5 protein-coding genes are annotated in these 6,422 nt (G+C 39.7%); 2 read left to right on the top strand and 3 right to left on the bottom strand.

Going from position 1 to position 6,422, the window contains the following annotated elements:
* Positions 1-1,314: 1,314 nt before the first annotated feature.
* Positions 1,315-1,614 carry a thioredoxin gene (gene trxA, locus IWX76_RS17515; RefSeq protein WP_196861326.1) on the bottom strand — a complete coding sequence of 100 codons (300 nt, stop codon included), beginning with the start codon at positions 1,612-1,614 and terminating at the stop codon, positions 1,315-1,317.
* Between the two features lie 121 nt (positions 1,615-1,735).
* On the opposite strand from trxA, the gene nhaA reads away from it, so the two are divergent.
* Together nhaA and IWX76_RS17505 are read left to right on the top strand one after the other, a co-directional pair.
* The gene (gene nhaA, locus IWX76_RS17510) at positions 1,736-3,055 is read left to right on the top strand and encodes a Na+/H+ antiporter NhaA (RefSeq protein WP_196861325.1); all 1,320 of its coding nucleotides are present in this window, start codon (positions 1,736-1,738) and stop codon (positions 3,053-3,055) included.
* A gap of 33 nt (positions 3,056-3,088) precedes the next feature.
* Positions 3,089-4,273 (top strand): aspartate aminotransferase family protein, encoded by a 1,185-nt coding sequence (locus IWX76_RS17505; RefSeq protein ID WP_196861324.1) that lies wholly within the window; start codon positions 3,089-3,091, stop codon positions 4,271-4,273.
* 12 nt (positions 4,274-4,285) lie between these two features.
* On the opposite strand, the gene obgE is transcribed toward IWX76_RS17505, so the two are convergent.
* Complete coding sequence (obgE, locus tag IWX76_RS17500; protein ID WP_196861323.1) at positions 4,286-5,284, bottom strand: GTPase ObgE; 999 nt, start codon at positions 5,282-5,284, stop codon at positions 4,286-4,288.
* A gap of 75 nt (positions 5,285-5,359) precedes the next feature.
* Positions 5,360-5,929, bottom strand: a complete 570-nt coding sequence (locus tag IWX76_RS17495; RefSeq protein WP_196861322.1) for an adenylate kinase — start codon at positions 5,927-5,929, stop codon at positions 5,360-5,362.
* Positions 5,930-6,422 lie beyond the last annotated feature (493 nt).

Below are 6,422 nucleotides of genomic sequence, written 5' to 3'. Positions count from 1 at the left end.
GCAGCTCCGCTGCTAAGATTCCCGTGTTGTTTGGGATGGCAAAGGTAGTAATCTTTTTAACATTGTCAAGCTTTTATTTAAACTTTTTTCTTTTAATTTCTTTAGTCCGAAAACCAATCCTTAAAGGACAACATTACTACACTTAGCTCTTCAATCAACCTTCTCTCTATCCTTTTCCCTGTTTCCCTTCCTCCGAAGCGGGATGCAAAAGTAGGAAAATATTCTATCCCCGCAAAACAATTGTAGCTTATATTTGTATAGGATAGCTAAGTCGCTCTGTTACTGATAAAAGAATTTTTGACTTTATTAAATACCTACATCCTATGGCCTGCAAAGGTAAGATACGATGTATATTATATACTGGATGATCATCACAATCCTGCTTATTAAAGTATATTGTTATTAACTACATATATATTACTGCTCGATACATTTAGATGCCCCTATTATATATCTCCAAATTCGGTTGTATATATATTATCAAAGGATAGGACTAGCTGTGTTGATAAATTCAACTTAAAAGATTACCTGTATTTATCACACGCATTGGATTGTAACTATGTTTAACAAATGCCTCTGCAACCTATATAACATATCAACAACAACACTTCAATCGTTTATAAACTAATGTATAAATTAAGAACGAAAGGAATAACTCTTATCCACGGTTTAAGCGATATCCTAGGCCGCACGAAAAGTAAAATCAAAAATATGAAAACGATACTGCTATCATTTTAGTAGGCGAACATAAAGCAGATTTAAACAAATGCAATCATTCCGTTGCACCCCCTAACTAGTCCCTGACACCAGAACTAAAAGAGATGTTCAACACCAATACCATGGTTACGCCAATCCTGGCAACAATATTCATAGTAAAAATCAACGAATTTATTTAGTAAAGGTCTTTGCTCCGCTTCATGGCATTTTGCCAGGAGAGCAGACGACCTTTGCATGAATGAAAGTTAAATTTAACAACAATACCTATTGAATACGACTATTTCTAGAAAAACACGGATTCAACACGGATTCATGTCGTATTCATTATGGACTCATGTGTACTCCATATCGACCTGATTTGGGCAAAATCTGAGTTTACCATCACATGCCTGATCAGGTATCGAATAAAAAAGAAACATGGATTGAAACCTTGACACCCTTAATATTTTAAGTGTTTACTGCAAAATTCTGATTGCGTCATCAGCACCGGAATGTATAGAGTGTAACAATTCCTATGAATTTTTATATAGTTTTTATAAATGAAAAAGAGCGACCTTCTTAAAGACCGCTCTTCCTAACCAAAATATCAATAGCGAATTAATCCAAGTGTCCATCGATGATGGATTTTAACTGGTTAGCCTGGATGACGCCAGACTGCCGCCATTTAATCTCACCTCCTTTAAACAGAATTAATGTCGGTACGCCCTGAATTTGATAGGCTCTTGATACAGCTGGATTTTTATCCACATCAACTTTTAAAATGGTGGCCTGGTCACCCACCATACCTTTTAACTGATCTAATATCGGCACCATTGTTTTACAAGGACCACACCAGGTAGCAGAAAAATCGACCAATACCGGTTTATCTGACTTTATTAATTCTGAGAAAGTTGCCATATCACGTTTATTTAACTTATAAATAACAACTCTAAAGGCGATCTGTTTTTAATGGTGCTCAAACTGGCCCATTTAATTTAATAACCTTATTTTTGCCACAATCCAATAAATTATTTAAAAGATGCAGAAATCCCCTATTGACAAAATTATAGCTCCAGTGAGCAGATTCATTCACCTCGAGTATACCAGTGGTGCAGTTTTACTGCTTAGTGTAATCGTAGCCATATTTTGGGCAAACTCTTCCTTTTCAGAAAGTTACCATCATGTATGGGAAACCCTGCTATCTGTAGGTTTTGGCAACTATGTATTTAATCAACCCCTGCACATTTGGATTAATGACGGATTAATGGCAGTGTTTTTCTTTGTCATAGGTTTAGAACTTAAAAGAGAATTTATGGACGGTGAGCTGTCCACCTTAAAAAAAGCATCACTGCCAATGGTTGCCGCACTAGGTGGTATGGTGGTGCCGGCCCTATTATATTTTATAATTAACCAAGGTACTGAAGCTGCACATGGCTGGGGTATTCCCATGGCAACAGACATTGCATTTGCTTTAGCGTTGTTATCTATTGCCGGAAAACACATTCCTGTGGGCGTAAAAGTATTTCTTTCGGCACTCGCCGTAGCTGACGATCTAGGCGCTGTATTGGTTATTGCCTTTTTCTATACGGCCGACCTTAATTTTATTCCTTTAGCAATAGCTGGACTTGTGTTGATATTCATGATGTTGGGAAACCTGATGGGCATTAGAAGTTCTGCTTTTTATTTAGTGATGGGCGCCGGCGTGTGGATGGGCTTCCTGCTTTCGGGTGTACATGCAACAATTGCAGGTGTGCTTACTGCTTTCACCATTCCGGCCACGGTTAAAATCAATGAATTGGTGTATGCCTCCAAACTAAAATCGCTCTTAGCCATTTTTGAAAAAGAAATCCCTAGAAACAGTACTTTAACTACGCCAGAACAACATGCAACAATAGAAGAGATAAAAGCACTAAGTGTGGCTGCAGAAACGCCACTTCAAAAAATAGAATATTCGTTACACCCCTACGTAGCCTTTATCATTATGCCATTATTTGCCTTGGCTAACGCTGGAATGGTCATTGGTGCTGATTTTTTTACCGCAATTATTAACCCGGTAAGTATAGGTGTAATTATAGGTTTAATTGTAGGTAAGTTTACCGGCATCCTGTTATTTACCTGGTTAATGGTTAAATTTAAAGTAGCGAAGCTACCCCATCAGTCCAATTGGAACCACATCATCGGTGTGGCTTTACTTGCCGGTGTAGGCTTTACCATGTCATTATTTATCAGTAACCTGGCTTTTACTGATCCGCATATGATCAACCAGGCTAAATATGGTATTTTATTGGCGTCTATCATCGCAGGTATTTTAGGTACCATCGCCTTGAAGAGAACATCAAAAACCAGCCTTGTAGATTAATAGGCACAACAAGACGATTAATTTAAAAGATCAATGATTAGCAATAAACAATTATTCCTTCAAAATAACGCGCAGACCTCTACTACTCCCAACTTGTTGGAGATAGATTCTGCTGAAGGAATCTATCTGTATGATAAAGACGGCAAGGCGTATATTGACCTGGTATCAGGCTTTGCGGTAAGCAACATTGGCCATCGCCATCCTAAAGTATTAGCTGCCATTAAAGCACAACTTGACAAGTATATGCATGTTACCGTATATGGTGAGTATGTACAAACCCCCATGATTGCTTTTGCAAGGAAGCTGGTTGAAGTACTTCCCGCCGAATTAAACAATGTTTATTTTGTGAACTCGGGTGCGGAAGCAACGGAAGGTGCTTTAAAACTGGCTAAAAAGTATACGGGCAGAACTGGAATAATATCTTGTTACCAATCATATCATGGTAGTACCCATGGTGCCTTAAGTGTGATGGGTAGTGAGGAATATAAAATAGGTTATGGCCCTTTACTTCCAAACGTTGAATTTATACAATTCAATGAGGAAGCCGATTTACAGCTTATCACAACGCAAACAGCGTGTGTGATTGTGGAAACGGTACAGGGAGAAGCAGGAATCAGGGTGCCCACCAGCACCTATATGCAAAAATTGCGTGCACGTTGCACCGAAGTTGGCGCATTATTGATACTTGATGAAATACAGGTGGCTTTTGGCCGCACGGGTACATTGTTTGCTTTTGAAAATTTTGACATTCAGCCAGATATTTTGTTATTAGCCAAAGCCCTGGGTGGCGGCATGCCGATGGGTGCTTTTATTGCAAAACAAGAAGTGATGGCGGTATTGAAACAAAACCCTATTCTTGGGCATATTACCACCTTTGGAGGGCATCCGGTTTGTTGCAGCGCTGGTTTGGCAAGTCTGGAAGTTTTACTGGAAGAAAAGCTGATCGAGCAGGTTAATGAAAAAGGAAGGTTGTTTAAATCATTACTTGTGCATCCATTAATTCAGGAAGTACGGGGGATTGGGCTGATGATAAGCATACAGCTGGATAGCTTTACCCAGGTAGAGAAAGTGAGTGAACTGTGCCGGGAACGTGGGGTGGTGATCGACTGGTTCCTTCATTGTGAAACAGCAATGCGGATTGCTCCTCCTTTAATTATTAAAGAAGAAGAAATCCGCAAGACTTGTGCTGTGATATTAGCGGCTTTAGATCTATTATAAGATACGATTAACCTATTCGTTAATGGCCTTCCAAAGCAAATCTTTCAATTCGGTAATATTTTTTTGTGCAACTGCAGAAATAAATAGGGTTGGGAGATGAGTTGGAAGGTCTTTTTTCATTTCTTCCGTAAGTTCCTCATCCAACATATCTGATTTAGTCACCGCCAATACATGGGGTTTCTGCATCAATTCTGGGTTGTATAACTCTAATTCCCTTTTAAGGATTTCATATTCTTCTTTGATGGAGCGGTTCGTATCGGCCGGCACCATAAATAAGAGCACTGAGTTACGCTCAATGTGACGTAGGAAACGATAACCTAACCCCTTTCCGCTTGACGCCCCCTCAATAATACCCGGAATATCGGCCATGACAAAGGACTTGCCACCACGGTAATCAACAATACCCAAGTTAGGTACCAATGTGGTAAAAGGATAATCAGCAATTTCGGGCTTAGCTGCAGAAACTACAGAAAGCAAGGTAGACTTACCCGCATTTGGGAAACCAACCAAACCAACATCCGCCAGTACTTTCAACTCCAATACCACCCACTGCTCTTTACCAGCTTCGCCGGGTTGTGCAAAACGTGGAGTTTGTAAGGTTGGGGTTTTGAAGTGGTAGTTACCTAAACCACCGCGACCACCAGCAGTAAGAATTTTTGTTTCGCCATCTTCGGTAATTTCAAACAATACCTCACCGGTTTCGGCATCCTTAGCAATGGTACCCAAAGGAACATCCAATACTTCATCTTTACCGAATTTACCGGAAGATAAACTGCTGGAACCTGGTTCACCGTCTTTAGCCATAATGTGTTTACGGTATTTCAAGTGCAAAAGTGTCCAGAACTGGGTATTTCCCTTTAGGATTACGTGCCCGCCACGTCCGCCATCACCACCATCAGGACCACCCATGGCGGTTCTAATATCGCGGTGTAAATGTGCAGACCCCGCTCCACCTTTACCGGAACGACAGCATATCTTAACGTAATCTACAAAATTTGAGCCTTGCGACATATTCTATTCTTATTTCTTATATACAAAAATAGCGGGAAGAACTTACATTCGTCCCGCTACCTTAACAAATCTTTATTAAAATTGATCAACCACAGCAACCAGATCAGTGAAAATATTTTCGATTTCCCCGGTACCATTTACTTTGGTTAATTTGTTTTGCGCCTCGTAATAAGGCAAAACCTGTACTGTTTTATTAAAATACTCTTCAATACGTTTTTGAAGTTTATCGGCCTGATCATCTACCCTACCGGTTTCTAGCTGGCGCTGGGCGATTCTTTTAGTCAGTTCAGCCTGGTCAACATCTAACGCAATCACTCCTGAAATGGCAGTGCCTTTGCTTTCCAGAAAAGCATCCAAAGCCTTAGCTTGGGGTACTGTACGAGGAAAACCGTCAAAAATAATACCTTGTGCCTGAGGATTTTTATCCACTTCCTCTTCCAACATGGCAATGGTTATCTCATCAGGAACAAGTTGCCCGTCAGCGATAAGCTGACTTACTTTTTGACCAAGTGTGGTCTGATCCTTAATGTGCGCCCTAAACAGGTCGCCAGTTGAAATGTGTATCAATTGATATTTATCAATTAATTTTTGAGATTGAGTGCCTTTGCCTGCACCCGGGGGGCCAAAGAGAACAAAATTTAGCATTTGGGTTGTCTTTAAAGTTATAGGAAAGCGTTGATGCTGATTAAAGCTTGCTTTTCTTGGTAATAGTTGAGTCTACTTGCGTATTCCATTAAAAGCTGCAAATATATAATTATTAATTTATTATGTTACTTTTTATGGAGGATGGAATGGAAGAAAGCAACAATTTAAGCCGTAGAAAGTCGGAGTCTGGGTATGGTCACGATGGTTAAAGACCATGGATGCTGGAGTGAAGGTAACTGCAGGACCGGTTTCAGGGGTCTGTTTTGGCTGTGTTTCATTGGCCTTATGATTACTTTAACTAATGTAAACAATTCGACAACAGCCTGTTAATTTTTATTAAAATAGCTGATTGATCTTATTATTTGTTCAACATGAAGTGACGGATATTTTATATTCATCCAAATGCATAAGGCTTAACAATGGCACAAAAAAACCGCATTCGTGTTAATAAAAGCTCAACACCAATGCGGATTAAGAAATTTAATATAGGGGA

It is taken from the genome of Pedobacter sp. CAN_A7, assembly GCF_015752175.1.
GTDB lineage: Bacteria > Bacteroidota > Bacteroidia > Sphingobacteriales > Sphingobacteriaceae > Pedobacter.
Note: the sequence above shows the minus strand (reverse complement) of the source record. Positions and strands in the feature narration are given on the sequence as shown.